The organism is Ruegeria conchae (assembly GCF_000192475.1).
GTDB lineage: Bacteria > Pseudomonadota > Alphaproteobacteria > Rhodobacterales > Rhodobacteraceae > Ruegeria > Ruegeria conchae.
In genome coordinates this window covers 1-15,938 of the sequence record NZ_AEYW01000018.1, presented here as the reverse complement: position 1 = coordinate 15,938, position 15,938 = coordinate 1, and the positions used below count along the sequence as shown (strand labels likewise).

13 protein-coding genes, 1 tRNA gene and 1 pseudogene are annotated in these 15,938 nt (G+C 54.9%); 8 read left to right on the top strand and 7 right to left on the bottom strand.

Features of this window, described 5'->3' with window-relative positions; translation table 11 throughout:
* Positions 1 to 77: 77 nt before the first annotated feature.
* From G7G_RS0116575 to G7G_RS0116565, 3 genes are read right to left on the bottom strand one after another with little or no spacing between them, the layout of a single operon-like run.
* On the bottom strand, positions 78 to 791 hold the full coding sequence (locus G7G_RS0116575; protein ID WP_010442564.1) for a maleate cis-trans isomerase family protein: 714 nt from the start codon (positions 789 to 791) through the stop codon (positions 78 to 80).
* On the bottom strand, positions 788 to 1,933 hold the full coding sequence (locus tag G7G_RS0116570) for a M24 family metallopeptidase (protein ID WP_010442563.1): 1,146 nt from the start codon (positions 1,931 to 1,933) through the stop codon (positions 788 to 790). Before G7G_RS0116570 ends, G7G_RS0116575 begins: the two co-directional genes overlap by 4 nt.
* Entirely contained in the window at positions 1,930 to 2,973 is a 1,044-nt protein-coding gene (locus G7G_RS0116565; protein ID WP_010442562.1) for a pyridoxal-phosphate dependent enzyme, read from the bottom strand. Before G7G_RS0116565 ends, G7G_RS0116570 begins: the two co-directional genes overlap by 4 nt.
* Before the next feature lie 215 nt (positions 2,974 to 3,188).
* Here G7G_RS0116565 and G7G_RS0116560 point away from each other — a divergent pair.
* Positions 3,189 to 3,274, top strand: a tRNA-Leu gene (locus tag G7G_RS0116560).
* Between the two features lie 8 nt (positions 3,275 to 3,282).
* Here G7G_RS0116560 and G7G_RS0116555 read toward each other — a convergent pair.
* Entirely contained in the window at positions 3,283 to 3,735 is a 453-nt protein-coding gene (locus tag G7G_RS0116555; RefSeq protein ID WP_238528824.1) for a hypothetical protein, read from the bottom strand.
* A gap of 37 nt (positions 3,736 to 3,772) precedes the next feature.
* A complete protein-coding gene (locus G7G_RS23735; protein WP_158005279.1) occupies positions 3,773 to 4,714 on the bottom strand; it encodes a helix-turn-helix transcriptional regulator in 942 nt (313 codons plus the stop codon).
* Positions 4,715 to 5,146: 432 nt separating this feature from the next.
* Here G7G_RS23735 and G7G_RS0116545 point away from each other — a divergent pair, with 432 nt between their 5' ends.
* From G7G_RS0116545 to G7G_RS0116520, 6 genes are all read left to right on the top strand, one after another.
* Positions 5,147 to 7,558, top strand: coding sequence for a hypothetical protein (locus G7G_RS0116545; protein ID WP_010442559.1), 2,412 nt, complete (start codon positions 5,147 to 5,149; stop codon positions 7,556 to 7,558).
* 129 nt (positions 7,559 to 7,687) lie between these two features.
* Positions 7,688 to 9,631 carry a hypothetical protein gene (locus G7G_RS0116540; RefSeq protein WP_010442558.1) on the top strand — a complete coding sequence of 648 codons (1,944 nt, stop codon included), beginning with the start codon at positions 7,688 to 7,690 and terminating at the stop codon, positions 9,629 to 9,631.
* Positions 9,632 to 9,667: 36 nt separating this feature from the next.
* On the top strand, positions 9,668 to 11,959 hold the full coding sequence (locus G7G_RS0116535) for a type I secretion system permease/ATPase (RefSeq protein WP_010442557.1): 2,292 nt from the start codon (positions 9,668 to 9,670) through the stop codon (positions 11,957 to 11,959).
* Between the two features lie 3 nt (positions 11,960 to 11,962).
* Positions 11,963 to 13,303: an HlyD family type I secretion periplasmic adaptor subunit gene (locus G7G_RS0116530; protein WP_010442556.1), complete on the top strand. Its 1,341-nt coding sequence runs from the start codon at positions 11,963 to 11,965 to the stop codon at positions 13,301 to 13,303.
* 72 nt (positions 13,304 to 13,375) lie between these two features.
* Complete coding sequence (locus tag G7G_RS0116525; RefSeq protein WP_010442555.1) at positions 13,376 to 13,768, top strand: rhodanese-like domain-containing protein; 393 nt, start codon at positions 13,376 to 13,378, stop codon at positions 13,766 to 13,768.
* A gap of 85 nt (positions 13,769 to 13,853) precedes the next feature.
* On the top strand, positions 13,854 to 14,039 hold the full coding sequence (locus G7G_RS0116520) for a hypothetical protein (RefSeq protein ID WP_010442554.1): 186 nt from the start codon (positions 13,854 to 13,856) through the stop codon (positions 14,037 to 14,039).
* Here the strand turns inward: G7G_RS0116520 and G7G_RS0116515 are convergent, their stop codons facing one another.
* Positions 14,040 to 14,798, bottom strand: coding sequence for an alpha/beta fold hydrolase (locus G7G_RS0116515; RefSeq protein ID WP_010442553.1), 759 nt, complete (start codon positions 14,796 to 14,798; stop codon positions 14,040 to 14,042).
* Between the two features lie 89 nt (positions 14,799 to 14,887).
* On the opposite strand from G7G_RS0116515, the gene G7G_RS0116510 reads away from it, so the two are divergent.
* The gene (locus G7G_RS0116510; RefSeq protein WP_010442552.1) at positions 14,888 to 15,262 is read left to right on the top strand and encodes a hypothetical protein; all 375 of its coding nucleotides are present in this window, start codon (positions 14,888 to 14,890) and stop codon (positions 15,260 to 15,262) included.
* 272 nt (positions 15,263 to 15,534) lie between these two features.
* On the opposite strand, the pseudogene glyA reads toward G7G_RS0116510, so the two are convergent.
* Positions 15,535 to 15,938, bottom strand: a pseudogene (glyA, locus tag G7G_RS23240) (serine hydroxymethyltransferase); the annotation flags it as partial.

Sequence of the window (15,938 nt, the reverse complement as noted above, 5' to 3'; positions counted from 1 at the left end):
CTCGTGTATTAAACCCGAGGCTAACAAATGGTCGCAAGCCCGTAAAGCAAATGGATTACTGATAACGCCGCTTTTGCCTAGTTTTGCGACATGTTCAGCTTCTTCATATGCCAGGCCAAGCTTTGATTGCTTGAAAGAACCGGTTTGCGGATCACCTTTTCGATCAGGGGAATCGCAGCAAGGGTTCGCAGGTTCGTGCAGCTCAAGAACACCGCATCGACGTTTGAATCATTGCCCAGACGGACCGCGGCTTCGACCACAGATTCGGTTGATATACGCACCACCTTGGCCTCTTCTGCCTCGCCAAAAGTGCCGAATACATCCATTGTGATTCCCTGATCCGCAAATGCGCGACGCAGCGGGGTGTTCACTTCTTCGATGTAGGGGGAAAGCAGCGCAAACTTCGATACCCCTCGATCCTCGGCGCAAGCTGTCGCTGCGCGCAAAGGGTTCGTTACCGTTTGAACATCACAGGTCTGCTTGACCATTTTCTCAACCTGATCCGAACCGATAACTGAGCTGGCGGACGTACAGCCATATCCCACAACCCGATAACGCCGTGCCTTGGGCAGCAAATCGGCCGCTGCTGACAGGTCGGTTTCCATCTGCGCCAGAGTATCAGTGTTAACCTCATTCCCGCTGGGGATGCGGCTGACATAGAGCGGGCTTTTGTCATTCGCGAAAAGTGTACGAAACTCAGGCTCGATTGTCTCATCCGTCTGTAGCACGATCAGGCCCATTGGCACCGCTGAGGGATCATCCGCATCTAGGATATAGGGCAAGGTGCTCATAGCTCAGGGATCTCCGGTCCGATACGCGGGCTTAGGAATTCGGGCGCGCCATCGGTGATCAGGATGTTTTCTTCATGAACGAGGATCTTATCGTTCACGGCGATGCCTGGCTCCAGAGTTAACACCATCCCGGCCTCCAATTCTGTATGGTCATCAGGGATAAGCGAGGGCCATTCAGTCAGTGACATCCCCAACCCGTGGCCCAGTCGACCAGCATCCGTACCAACACCTCCGTCAGTCAAGATTGTATTCATGGTGTGAAACAATTGCGACGCGGTGGCACCGGGACGAGCTTGTTCAAAGGCGGCGTCCGATGCTTCGATCAGCCGCGAATGCGCCGCACGAACCGGCGCGCTTGCCGGACCGACCGACCAGTTGCGATCATAATCACAGAAATATCCATCGCGTACGAGGCCTGTATCCAGCATCAGAACATCACCCGACCTAAGTGGCGTTTGACTGGCAGGGGAGATCACGTCTATGTACCCGCCTTGTTCGGCACCGCCGGCCAGATAGGGGACCCAGTCCGCGCCTTCCTCAAGGCAAAGCATCTGAAAACGTCGAAAAACCTGATCCAGCGGTGTGCCGGCCGAGGCAATTTCCGGCACCCGTGCAAACGCGCGCGCGCTGATTTGACAGGCAGCTCGGATCTTGGCGACTTCGGCATCAGATTTCACCATGCGCAGCCCCCTTAGGATGCCATGGTCCCCGACAATTTTGCGCGTTCCTATAGCTGATTGAAGGCGTCTTAAATCGGCCAGAGGCATGCGCAGATGTGTCTCATGCCCATCGGGGCAGCCGATTTCATCGCCCTCGGCCGTCAATTCGCTCAGCGTATCCGCCAACAAGGATACCCCGTCATCTATTAGGTCGGGTGCGCTCCAGGTGCGAATGTCATCAATCCAAGTCTGCGCCATGAGCGCGGCACCAATGGAGGGAATTACTGCAACCGGTTTGCCGGAGGCCGGTACAATCAGAAACCAGGGTCGGGTCGGGCTTTCCCAGAACCGAGTGAGATAGCCGGTGAAGTATCGTAGTTCGGGCTCCGTTGTCAGCAAAAGGGCTGCAAGACCTAACCGCTGCATCCGCGTTTGAGCGCGCGCAACCCGAGCCTCGAACTCTGCCGGAGCGAATCCAGTCATGCCGGCTGCTCGGTCAACATGCATAGCACCTTGGCATCAGGGCCAATTTCCAAACCGGTGCGGCTGGCGTCGTTCAAGACAGCAGCAATTCCAGCGCCTCCCGAGGCACTGGTTTCCAACCCTGCCTCTGCCATGACAGGCAATAGGGCTGCTACGTCAGTGTCGCTGATGGTCAGAAATGCATCAGCATCCCGCGCAAGCCCATTCAACGCAATAAGCGACGGTTCTTTGCAATCCAACCGACCCATGATGCTGTCTGGCCCATCTGCAAAAACGCGGTGCCCGGCCTCGATGCTGGCCTGAAGCGCAGGGGCGGACGTCGGCTCCACAACAATGATCTGTGGTTCGTCACCCCAAACCACGCGTGCATAGGCGGCGACAGCGCCAGCCATGCCTCCGACACCGGCCTGCAGCAGAATATGGGTGGGCGCTTCGGGGCATTGCTCGGCTGCTTCGACAGCCATTTGTAGATACCCTTCCATCAAAAGATGTGGGAGTTCGGTGTACCCGTCCCAAGAACTATCCGAGAGCAGGGTCCATCCATTTTCTTGCGCGGCAAGGTTGGCGGCCTCCATGCTTGCTGCGTAGTCCGCACCGGCCCGAACCACCTGTGCGTTTTGCGCGCGCAGACGTTCGGCAAAGCTCTCGGGAACGGTTTCCGCGATGTATACCACCGCATCGGCCCCGAAGACACGAGCACCGGCGGCCATACTCATCCCGTGATTGCCCGCGCTTGCCGTGACATATGTACGCCCTTTGAGGGTGTCGCTGCCTGGTTTGTCCGAAGCCTCGTTCGCCTGACAGGCAATAACATAAGCAGCGCCCAGGGCCTTGAACGATCCCAGACTCATGCGGGGCCGTTCATCTTTGACCCAGAGGCTTGCGACCGGTGCAATCGCTGATGCATCAACCAAGGGCGTTGGCTCAAAATCCGGGCAGAACGAACGGTGCCGCCCCAGTCGAACGGTTTCGACTGACGGGTAGGGGGCCTGATCTGCAAGCTTGGATCCGTTTCGAAACGGGTTGCTGATTATCTTCATTCTTCGCTCCCTGACCGGTTTATGCGCAGACGTGAACGAATTGCCCGAACCCTGTCAAGTAAAGCGTTTCCTTGACACGTCCGGTCCTGAATTTTGATCGCACCGACATTCGAATTTATGGATCAATCCATTGAGTATCTTTTCAATCGTTTTGGTTGCTTGTAAGAGATTGCCTAGATCATCAGTGTGGTTTGAATTTATCGCTCAGGTGATATGCGGGCGTGATGGAATGGTAGACATATCGGACTTAAAATCCGAAGGCCTTAGCGCCGTGTGGGTTCGAGTCCCACCGCCCGCACCAGTTGAGCTTCAGACCGGGAAACCCAGCCGGGATATCAGTTTCCAGATGTCTTTGTTCGCGTCCGAAAGCTGAGAGACGACATCCTCGATTTCTTTCATCGCTTTGTCATCCACCGTATCTTCCCGCCCTAATTTAATATCAGTTTTGCGATCAGCGATTCTCATCAGGATGGTCTTGGGATTTCCGCTTTCCTGATCAAAGGAGTAAATGCAGTGGTTGTACTTATTCCGGATGGAGGACAAGCGAGACAATCGCTGGGTGTGTTCAAGGATCGGATCACGGATTTCAGGTGCGCGACCTTCCATCTTCGCAAGACGCTCGACCAGATCGATGCGGGCTCGCGTCGTGTTCAAAGTCAGGAAAATGATCACTGCTACATCTTTGTTGGCCTCGGTTAGCCCAGCAATGAGATGGATCAGAAGGCTTTCGGTATTTGTCCACATGTAATTGAGGCGACCCACCAGCAGGATGAGCCGGTCAAATCGGGTTTCGAAAGCCTCATCCAACGGCTGCGCTACGCGCTTCGTTCGGCGCGACCTCGAAATAGAAATGAGCGGCCTCGGTCCGGTTGCTCACATCGATTTTGCCCGAAACATTATGCATATGCAGTTTGACTGTATGTTCAGTAATGCCCAGCCTGGTCGCAATCGTTTTGTTGCTTTGGCCTTTGGAAACAAGCCTCAAAACTTGTTTTTCCCGGCGTGTAAGCTTTGCGTATTGCAGTAGTTTGTCGGGTGACCGAGTTCTGGTCGCAGGCTGTTTTTCGATTGGTACGTCCGCTGCGCCTGGCGATGCCGCCATACTGTCGGCCAGAAAACAAGGTAGGTGTAGTTCCTCATGCATGAGAAGCCGCAATATCGCCCGCCACACATCCGGAGCGACGTTCATCGGCAGATATCCGATGTTGCCAAAACTCGTGCGGTCCCAGTGTTCGAACAATATCCGAGCGGGGCCTTTCTTGCGATAGGCGAAGGCAAGGCAGCCGTTTTCGGCAATTTTTGCATAATCGGCGGGTCGAGCCAGCAGCTCATCCAGCATCATCTGATCCACCACGATTATTCGTTCGGCGGAACTCGCGACACTACTTTTGGCCAGCACGTCTTCCAGGTGATCAAAACGCTCTGCACCAACACCGAATTCAGTTTGAACACTTCTTAGGGTTTGGTCCGAATAGAACAGTTCTTTACCGATAAATATGATCGAAAGCTCTTCGGGATATTCGATCTGACTACGGGCATGGTCTTGTAAGGAATAACTCACTGATCTTCCCCCACTAGTAAAAACGTCACCTTCTGAAGCCAAAAAATGCGGGCACAGGGTTAAGCGACGTGAGAAAATTTTTTTATTCAAATTACATTTCATCATACCTGAAAGTACGGGTTTCAGCAACCAGAGGCAGTACTTAGGAGCCGCATATCTAGAACCTTTGATCAGGTTCAACTTCACTCCAGATTGCCTAACCTGATGAAATGGCTTCATTAATAATAATGTTCGATCTGCCGAGATTGTTTCCCCTTCGATTTGGCGATGGAAGGGGCAATTTTCCCAATAAAGCGCATTAATAATAAGCAGTTAAAGAAACTAATGCTTTCGACCAGCTATGCATGCCCGCTCATGACTGCAACCATGATGGTGCTTTGATTTGTAAAGCGCACTTGAACCTGACGTGCCCATGGATTCGCGTATTTTGGCGAGACCCCCGTGGTCACGGAATCGGCTAAGCCGAGAAAGGGGGGCAAACCAAACAGAAGACGATCACTGCCGCGCGAGTGTCCAGTTTGACGCTCTGTGCGCGACGTTTGTTTTAACCGCGCCAGTAACCGCTTTGTAGATGAATGGCGGTCGGGTGCTTCCGTAAAAGTGGAATTTATTATGAGACGCCAGCCTAATCAAACGACAACCGTAACAACAGTTGATGAAGTCCAAATCGACGATCTGGACGCCGATTTTGATACTGATATCGCGGTAGACGAAGCAAATATCGAAGCGGACATCAACGCTCAACAACAGCAACAAGAGCAAGATGTTGATAATTCTGCGAACAATTCTGACTCACAGGACCAAGATCAATCACAACGTTCAAGAAATGATAATGACAACGATCAGGATCAGCGCCAAAACCAAAATCAGAACCAGCAAAACACCAACGGTGGAGAAGACAACAACAACAATGACAACTCGAACCACAACGAAGTGAACATCGACTTCGGTGGCGGCGAGTGGATTCCGCGCGATGACGACAAAGTAGATGTCGATATCGAAGATATTGATGGTGATGTAGGCGACGTAATCACCGCTGGTGACGACCTGGACTATGATCCCGGTGATGATATCAACATTGATATCTCACAAGATGGCCCAGGAAACGACTTCGCATCCATCAACAGCCAGTACGCGAGCCTAGAGGATAACGACTCACTAGGTAACGCATCGGTATCAAATTCAGGTGACTTTAGCCAAAGTGGCAACGCTCATGGAGGTGAGGCCTACGCGGAAGACGGTATCGACGTAAATAACGATGGTGGCGACTCGGGTGATGGCGGAGAGAGCTATGGAGGTGATGCCGATGGCGACACCAGCGGCAGCCATTCGTTTGCACTCGGTGGTCATTCTGGAAGTGCTGATAGTTCAGCGACCGGTGGTGATGGCGCATCTTCGGGTGATGCCTATAACGCAAGCCTTGGTCTTGGTCTTTCCGGTGCACACTCCAGCGGTGACAGCACTGGTGGTGATGGCGGTGACGCCGATAGCGAGTCCAATGCGGATAACTACGGTGAAGCAAGCGCAGACAGCGACTCGACCGGTGGCGACGGTGGTAACGCTGAATCGTTTGGTCTTGGTCTTGGCCTTGCTCTGTCCGGATCGAACGCTGATGGCGATGCAGATGGTGGTGATAACGCCTCAGGCGCGCTGGCTGCCGGTCTCGGCCTAGCAGGCAATGACTCGTCAACCGGAGATGCTGATGGTGGAGATGGTGACGCTGAAAATGACGGTTCGGCTGACAACTCCAGCGAAGGAACCAACGAAGCTAACGAATCTTCCTCTGGTGGTAATATCGGTCTGGGTCTGGCGGGTGCGGGTGCACTTGGCCTGAACGATGCCGATGGCGGTAGCGGTTCTGGCGGCGAAGGATCAGGTGGTGAAGGCTCAGGTGGTGAAGGTTCTGGTGGCGAAGGCTCTGGTGGCGAAGGCACAGGCGGTTCCGGCACTGGTGGCGACGCCAACGGTGGTGACGGTACCGGTGGAGATTCGGGCTCTGTAGAAGAAGCCTTCCCATTCCCGGTACTCCTTGTCGAAGAGGAAGATCCAGACGGTGAAGAAGAAGCTGCAGCTGGTAACTCGAACGGTACCGGCGGTGACGGTGGTACTGGTGGTGCTGGTACCGGTGGTACGGGTACTGGCGGTACGGGTACCGGTGGTACGGGTACTGGTGGTACAGGTACTGGTGGTACAGGTACTGGTGGTACAGGAACCGGGGGCGCAGGTGGCGGTTACGTAGACACAGATGCGGCAGCGCAAGGCGTTGGTGACCAAGATGCCGCTGGTCCGGTAATCACGCAGTCACCCGGTGACATCGACGGCTCGGCTGATAACGATCAGGACGTTGATGGTTCCGGTGGTAACGGTGGAACCAACACAACCAATGGATCTGCGGACGCCAGCGGTGATGGTATGGCAACCGCCGAAGGTACTGGTGGTGCAGGCGGAACAGCCAACCCCGAGTCAAGCTCGGCGGCAAGCGGCGCAGGTTCTGCTGACGCAACCAACGAAGCCGGAAACGGTGGCGATTCCGAAGCGTGGTCCGATGCAGCCAATGACGGTTATGCAGAAAGCCTTGCCGAAGCGATTGCCGGATACGGTGGTGACGCGTCATCTGACAATGATGCAGACTCGTCGGCTTCGGGTGACGCAACCGGTACCGCAACGTCCGGCGCCGGTGGTGCAGGCGGTGCAGCGGCGTCGAATGGCGGAACCAGTGGTGACGTCATGGGCTCGTCGACTGGCGGTGCAACCACGGGTGCGATGAACACCGGTGGCGAAGCTTCCGGCGCATATTCAGGTGCCGGTGGTGCTGGTGGTGACGGCGGAATGTGGGGCTCGAACAACGGTGGCGATGGTATCGTCAACGGTGAGTCCTACGCATCAGCAGCTGCAGTAGTCGATACATCGGCCTTCAACCAATCGATCGTCATGGGTGCCAACGTGCTTGGTAACTCGGTCGATACGACCATGGTTGGTGGTTCGATGACATCGTCCTACGCAAGCGACGACACCGACGTGTAAGACCAACCTTTCGGGAGCCGCATTCTCGGCCCCCGTTAAATGAAATCGCCGGGGCCACACGATGTGGCCTTGGCCCAGTAAATCCCGAACCGGAAATTTATGCAGGTAAGGGGGTAAGGGATCATCGAAATGTCATTCGATAGTGTTACCGAAAAGATTGCACACTTTATTGGAACTTTTGATCTCACGATTGAAAAAGCCCGGCTGAGGGATCAGTACGAAGAGTTCACCGCCGTCAGACGCAAGGCGGAACTCGACGAACTGGAAGAGCCCGCAAAAATCCGGGTCAAAGCAGATCTTGAATTAGACCCGGGCAAATTTGGCCCGCTACCCTATGGGTTCAACACCCCCCCGGCCACTCCTGAACTTCCACCACTGGTTGAGGGACCGGACATTCAAACGGCCATCACACTAGAGCCACCACTCACTGACGGTCCACCGTTGCCTGAGACGACCACCGGCATTGGCGCAACGTTCATAATCGAACAGAAGCTTGAAATTGTGACCGAACTTATCGGCTCGGCAGTAACCTATACATTCCAGAACATTTTTCTACGCGACAATGATGTCGTTGGCGAAGGGGATTTTCGCGACGTCGACCAACTTATCGCCCAGGCAGAAGCAGCAGCGCAGGTTGCGGCCTCGATGCATGGGTTTGCTGTGCCTTCATTCTCGATCTCCGACTATCTGTCTATCGAATATGTGGAGACATTGGCCGCAGAGATGCTCGCACCGATCAATATCGAAGTTGAAGGCGCAGTTGTTTATCAGTTCCACGGCGAAGACGCGATGGGTGTAATCGTCAATGGTGAGTATGTGGACGAAGCCCCGGTTTGGGATGACCTATTGCCAGAGCATCACAGGCCCGACGAAGAGGAAGAGGACGAAACGCCTGATGCGATGCCCGCGGAATGGGATCAGGATGAGGATTCCGAATTTGCCGATGGCCACACGGTGATTGCAGGCGGCAATCTGGCGATCAACGAAGTGAACGCAACTGTAGCGTGGGTCGACGCGCCCTACATCGCGGTGGGTGGTAAATCGATCGAGTTGGCCATGATCAGCCAAGTTGCTGTTGTGTCGGATATGGATGTAGGCACGAATGGCGGATCGGGCACCAATGTTGTGCACTCATCGACGATCGAAGTAGAAGGTAATTCAGCCCCTTGGTTGATGCAGGGGGCAAACGACGACGCTCCGGCATTCATACATGTTGATTGGATCACCACTGACCTGATCGTCGCTAATTTTGTGAAGCAGAACATTGATGCGACAGATATCGATCACATTGATACCGAGATCAACGCGACGACGACGCTCTATGCACTGGGCGACAATGAGATGGTGGATGTCACAAATATCCTCCAGCTTGGCAGCTATTATGATCTGATCATGATCGAAGGCGACATGATTACGGTCGATGCGTTCATCCAGACCCATGTGTTGATGGATGACGATGTGGTTATGGGTGGACTGCCTGGGCCCATCGAAGGATCGGATGAGAACCTGGTCATGAACGAGGTTTCTCTGAAGAAAGAAGGCGAAGACACGCATCAGGAGATGCATAGTTCAATGGCCGAAGCAATGGCCTTTGGTGAAGACGACATGGCCGCGCTGGAAGAAGCGCTGATGAACGATCCGATGTTCGCCGGCATGGAACAGATGCGGGTACTCAAAGTGGATGGTTCTCTGGTTCAGGTCAATGTGACCGAACAATCGACGGTCCTCGCTGATCAGGATGACGTTCACCTGCATGGCCAACACGCTGATGAGACTCAAGTAATAGCTGGCAGTAGTGCGATGTTGAACGCGGCGAACATCACCAAGGCTGGCGTGGATTCAGTCGTGATGGCGCAGGACGGTGCATTTTCGGACCTGCTGCTGCATCAGGCGAGCCTGATTGACATGCCGACCAATGAGGAAGTCTCGGAAATGACTAACGAAGCCATTGCCGCGATTATGGCAGAGGCGGGGATGCCCGGACACCAAGGCGACATCGCTCCAAACGGCAATGACCTCACGCCCAGCGAAATGGCAAATTCCTCTGATGGCCTGCAAACCATGCTGGCCTGATTTTCCCTGATTTACGAGTGACCGGAAGGTTAGTTTATGTCGATCGTTTTTTCGTCGCGCCGCACCCGATTTGCTAGCCCATTGGACAGGCACGGAGGAGGGGGTCCGCTGACCCTCAAAACCCGTGATCGCGTGGCCAAGTCAAACGGGAATTCTTTGTCGAAAACAGAGGCACGATTACGGTTGACCCCTGAAATGCGGATGCCTGAGCCTTGCGTTGGAACGGCAGCTGCAGAACCTGCGACGCACCCCAATGATCCAGAAGAATTGCCACGTGCGGCGCAACAAACATACAGACCGACGCAGGCAGAAGCAGAGGCAGAGCAGCAGAATGCAAATTCAAAATCGTGCGCTGGCTCTCCCCTTCGGCGCACGCGGTCGCGGCCCAAAAAAGACAAGGATCCTGTGGGTGGCGACGCTGGGGTGGCCGATGCGGAAGCCCCTGATCGTGACGCCGCCGATCAATCGACTGCGCGCATGACCCCCTCTGTGCCGTCGGACGGCAAAAATCGCATGGGCACCACGATCGAGGCTAAGGCAAATGAACCGTTGATGCGCCTGGAAACGGGAGGCGGCGACGGGAAAGGGCCACCCCAAACTTTTCACAAACGCACCCCGCCCGAAGATTTCCAGAAGACGCTGCGCACATCGCTGCGGGCGATTTGGCGTAATCTGGCTTTCGTGCTGGTTCTGACTTGCGCAACTAATGTTCTGATCCTTGCGATCCCAATTTACCTGTTTCAAATCAGTGACCGAGTTCTGACCAGCCGGTCGCTGGATACGCTTATCATGCTGACCGCTATCGTCGCCGGGGCGGTCATTTTTCAATCAGCCTTTGATGCGGTTAGGCGATTCATGTTGATGCGCACGGCGGTTGAAGTGGCCGCGCGTCTTGGTGCTCCGGTTTTGAGTGCCGCTGCACACGCTTCTCTGCATGGTAATGGACGTGAATATCAGACCTTGGGTGATCTGCAGCAGGTGCGGGGCTTTCTGGTTTCTGGCACATTGATTTCGTTTCTCGATGTTCCGTTTGCGCCGCTCTTCATCCTGATGATCTTTCTGGTCCACCCGCAATTGGGGATGATTGTCGTGACGACGGCTCTTATCCTGATGGTGATCGCGCTGATCAACCAGAAGATGACGGCCAAGCCCTTTGCCAAGGCCAATCAGGCGCAATCTTTGGCCAACCAGCATTTGGATTCGATGTCGCGCAACAGTCAGATCATCAACGCGTTAGCGATGATCCCCGAGGCGGTGCGCATCTGGGGTCGTGACACCGCACAATCGCTGACCTGGCAGGTCAAAGCGCAGGACCGCAATGTCATCTTCGCTGCTATTTCCCGTGCCGTTCGCTTGCTGACACAAATCAGCATTTTGGGGTGGGGCGCCTTTTTGGCCCTGCAGGGAGAGATCACCGGAGGAATGGTAATCGCCGCTTCGATCATCGCGGGCCGGGCCTTCGCTCCGATTGAGGGATCGATTGAGGGCTGGAATACATTCCTGCTGACGCGAGGTGCTTTTGGCCGGATCAAGGCTCTGCTGTCGAGTTCGGCTCTGCAATACGAAAAATTACGCCTGCCGCGGCCCGAGGGACGGCTGGATGTAGAGCGTCTGCTCTATGTCCCGGGTGGAACCAAGAGTGTCGTTCTAAACGGGATTACCTTTGCACTGAACCCCGGGGAAACTTTGGCAGTCATCGGGAATTCAGGCGCGGGGAAAACTACGCTGGGCAAAACGCTGGTGGGTTCGATTCTTCCGACCTCGGGAAGCGTCCGGTTGGATCTGATGGATATCCGCAATTGGGATCCACGCCAGTTTGGCGAGAATATTGGCTATCTTCCGCAGGACGTGCAGCTGTTCCCAGGTACCATCAAGGACAACATCGGCCGGATGCGTGCGGACGCCACAGATGAGCAGATCCACGATGCCGCCGTTCTGGCAGACGTACACAACATGATCGCGACGCTGCCACAAGGTTATGAAACCGTGGTGGCCGCAGACGGTTCGCCCCTTTCTGGCGGGCAAAAGCAACGTATCGCTTTGGCACGGGCTTTCTTCGGAAACCCGCGACTGGTTGTTCTGGATGAACCGAACTCGAACCTCGATGTGGCGGGCGACAAGGCGCTGGCACGGGCGATTGAACAGGCCAAGGAAAGCAAGATCACCGTGGTCGTCATCACACAAAAACCAACACTACTGAATGTGGTCGACAAGATCATGCTGCTGACTGACGGACGTGTGGCGCTGTTCGGGCAACGCGAACAGGTGCTGGAAAAGCTCAACGGGCCGCGCCAGCAACCACCCGAAATTCAGGGCAAGGGGGATTAAGCGATGAACGAAGTGGCACGCACCGACGAATCCGGGCTTTGGTATGCCGAGGTTCCGCGCTCGATCACCAAGTTCATAGTGATTGGGTTAGCCATGCTGATCATCTGTTTTGGTGGCTTCGGCGTCTGGTCATTCCGCGCACCTCTGGCGGCTGCGGTCATCGCGCAAGGCAGCTTTGTCGCCACCGGTCGTAATAAAATCGTGCAGCACCTGGAAGGTGGGATCATCGAGAACATTCTGGTCGCGGAAGGAGAATCCGTTCAGGCCGGACAGATCATGATGACATTGGACCAGACCTCGGCCGAGGCAAATGAGCGCGAGTTGTTCATCCGCAAGATCCGCCTTCAAGCGATGACTGAGCGGCTTCTGGCCGAGCACAGCGAACAGGAAAACCTGGTGTTTTCGCCAGCGCTGATTGATGCGTCAGACGACGTTGAGGTCATGACGATCCTCGACAATCAGAAACTCAGCTTTGATGTTTCGCGCAAGACTTTACTGAACGACATCGCCCTGCTTCAGCGGAACATGGAGGCATTGAAAATCCGTGCCTCGGGGTTTGAGGCGCAGTTGACCAGTATGGAGCGCCGCTCGGACATATTGAAGGAAGAATATGACACCAAACTTTCACTGTTTGAGAAAGGGCTTGTGCGCAAGGGCGATCTGAACACGATCCGCCGGGTACAGGCCGAGGCTGAGGGTCAATTGGCACGCCTGCGGGCAGAGACTGCCGAGGTCAATCAGATGTTGTTGAAATACGAAGAACAGATTCTGCGGACACGATCAGCCTATCGTGAGGCCGCTCTGGACGAATTGGGCGTTATCGAAGCCGATCTGGAAAGTGTGCGCGAAAAGGCGCGCCAGGCCCGCAGTGTTCTTGACCGTGCTGTGGTGCGGGCGCCGGTCACAGGAACCGTCGTAAGGTTACACCATCACACGCCCGGTGGCGTTATCGAAACAGGCGAACAGATCGCCGAGATCTTACCCGCTGACGCGCCGTTGATTATCGAAGCGCAAATCCCGAGAACCGAGATCGACAGCGTCATAACTGGCCAGACTGCGACGGTACGGCTCGTGGCCCTCAACCAGCGTACGACGCCTGTTCTGGAAGGTGAGGTGTTCTACGTATCGGCCGACTCGCTTGTCGAAGATTCTGCTGGCATGCCGCAAGAGGTGTATCTGGCGCGCATCTCGTTGACCGCCGATGAGATGAGCCGCGTACGAGGGTTTGTTCCCACGCCCGGAATGCCTGCCGAGATCATGATCCAAACCGAAGAGCGCACATTTGCCGCTTATATCGCCAAACCGGTTGTCGACAGTATGTCACGTGCCTTCAGGGAACATTGATTGCCTGAACCTCTACACCTTCAATTTTCTGCATGTTAGCCTTTAGCGGATCAACGAGCAGGAGAGACGAAGATGGCACTGACGGTCAAGGACATGATGCAAGCAGCGAACGCCGCGGTTGAGCGTATTGGTGCCAGCAAGGCGCAGGAATTGCTGGGACAGGGGGCATTACTTTTGGATATTCGCGACGCACCAGAACTGGAACGTACCGGTCGCGCCGTTGGTTCGCACCATATCCCACGCGGAATGTTGGAATTTCGGGCTGATCCAGATTTGCCGTCTCATGATCCTGAATTGCGCAAGGACAGGGTGATCATCCTGCATTGCGCGTCAGGAGGCCGGGCAGCGCTGGCAGGAAAACTGCTTAAGGATATGGGATTTTCTCATGTCTACAATTTGGGTGGCTACTCAGATTGGGTTGAGGGTGGCGGAGAAACCATCGGTCCGATGGATCGCGGAATGTAGCGACGAATTCTGACCCAAATCAAAGCCACGAATGTACTAGGGGTGTAATGACTTGGACAGGAACCAAAAGACAGGACGACTGGCCATGATACGCCTTGCAGCCATGCTTTATTCTCTGATCGCTACCGCAATTGCAGGTAGTGCTGTAATCGCCGTTCTGGCCGCCGGGATGGTCAGTTCGGTGGCGATCATTTCCGCGGCAGCTGCAGGTGCTGTTGTTGCCGCACCCGCGTCATGGCTCGTGGCCAAGCGTCTCTATCAAGGTGCATGATCACGCGTTCAGAAAGGTTCTGACGGCCGCTTCGAATTCACGAGGTTTCTCGGCGTGCAGCCAATGGCCTGCGCCGGGAATTTTGGCAAAGCGTGCAGCGGGAAACATCTGACGGATTTGGTCGCGATATTCGGGCAAGACATAATCCGATGCGGCACCAGAAAGAAAAAGAGTCGGACCATCCCAATTGCCAGACACCTCTGGAAAACCCATAATTTTGGGCATTTCATGAGCCAGAACATCAAGATTCAAACGCCATTTCTTGTTCTCGACATCCAGAGATTGCGTGAAGAAGCTCTGAAGTGCTTTTTCAACTCCCTGATCCGCCAGCTGCGATTCAGCATCAGATCGTCGTTCAACATGTGACATATCAACAGCGCGCATCGCTTCAATGTATTTGATCTGGCTATGTCCGTAGGAAACCGGTGCAATGTCGGCGACCACCAGTTTGCGAACCTTGTTTCCGTGCTTTAGGGCTAGCACCATTGCGGCCTTTCCGCCCATAGAATGCCCGACGACATCTGCGGCACCGCCTATGCTGTCGATCACTTCGGCCAAATCCTGCGCCAATTCGGAGTATCCATGCTGATCATTCCAAAAGCTGTAGGCATGATTGCGCATATCGGCTGCGATCACCTGCCGCTCGTCTGACAAGCGCCGCGCAATCACACCCCAGTTTCGCGCCGAGCCATATAGGCCATGCGCAATCAACAAAGGAGGTTGGTCGGTCGGGTCACCATGGATGATCGTGTTCAACATGGCTATGTGATACCTGCCACCACATGGAACAACCAGCCCCATTGTCGTCAGCATTGAGCGCGGTTAGATTGCCCCGTCAGGAGACGTGAATGTCGCAGGAATTCGATATACAGAGCCAAATCGCGCAGACCATCTTACTGCTGCGTAAAAAGCTTGGTGTGCGGGACAAAACCCTGACAGCATCGGTTCGCCGCGCGAGACGTAGATTGCCGCGTAAGGTCTATAAGCAGGCACTGGTGCTTGCGCAGGCCGAGAAGATGGCAGTTCATCCAAAGCTACGGCTATTGCTGGATACACCCAAACTCGAGCAGGCATCGGAGGATGTGCAAAGCCATCTGAATGCTATCAACCTTGCTGACCGGCGCTGGGGGTGGTTTCTAAGCTTTCTGGGGTCGCTTGCTTTGGGCTTGCTGGTTTTGACCGCCGTGTCGATCTTTATCCTCAGGTCGCGCGGCTTGATCTGATTCGCAATTCAGGCGCGATCGCGCAAGTGCGAGGCTCATGAAGAAAGCCTCCGGTCGGCTAAAACCCAGATCAGACGTCACACCTCCGAGAACAATATTTTTGAGGCGGTTGAGGCTTGTATTGCCCGCATCTGTTTATCTGATGTGCACCCAGCAGATTTTGCCAACGACACTGGATGCATCAGTCACCACTGATTTCTCACGTGCACGTCAATGTATATAGCAAAGCGGCGCCCGAAGGACGCCGCTTTAATGACCAAAGTCCGGACTTTTCAGAGGTTCGGATAGATCGGAAACTTGGCGCAAAGCTCAGCGACTTCGGCTTTGACTTTTGCCTCGACTGCGGCATTGCCTTCTTCGCCATTGGCGGCCAGACCATCGACAACTTCGATGATCCAATCTGCGATTTGACGGAACTCGACTTCTCCAAAACCTCGTGTCGTGCCAGCAGGAGAACCAAGGCGGATGCCGCTGGTGATAGTTGGTTTCTCGGGGTCAAACGGAACGCCGTTCTTGTTGCAGGTGATATGCGCACGACCCAATGCTTTCTCGGTCGCGTTGCCCTTAACGCCTTTGGGGCGCAGGTCGACCAGCACCACATGGGTGTCGGTGCCGTGGGTCACGGTGTCGAGACCGCCCTTGATCAGCTGATCTGAAAGGGCCTGAGCGTTCACAA